Raw genomic sequence first — 294 nt, 5'->3', positions numbered from 1 at the left:
CTCACCACCCGTCCCAGACAATCCGCCAAGCGCTACGCCCAGATCTGGACGCCGGAGGGCTCGCCCCTGCGCCTCCACACCGAGCGGCAGGCGAAGCTGTTGCTGGGCACCCTGGGGGGGCGGATCAGGCCCGCCCCCGCGGTGGAGTACGCCATGCGCTACGGTCATCCCTCGATAATCCGGGCCCTCGGGCAACTCAAGGCCCAGGGCTGCGACCGGGTGCTGGTGCTGCCCCTGTACCCCCAGTATTCCGCCAGTACCACGGCAAGCGCCTTCGACGCGGTGTTCGCAGCG

Annotated in this window: 1 protein-coding gene; it reads left to right on the top strand. The window is 70.1% G+C overall.

The features are described 5' to 3' along the window. Positions 1 to 294 (top strand): ferrochelatase (locus ACTFO6_RS18475; protein WP_439935834.1); only part of this gene is annotated, 294 nt, incomplete at both ends.

The organism is Pelomicrobium sp. G1 (assembly GCF_051905455.1).
GTDB lineage: Bacteria > Pseudomonadota > Gammaproteobacteria > Burkholderiales > UBA6910 > Pelomicrobium.
This window is presented reverse-complemented; position numbering and strand designations above follow the sequence as displayed.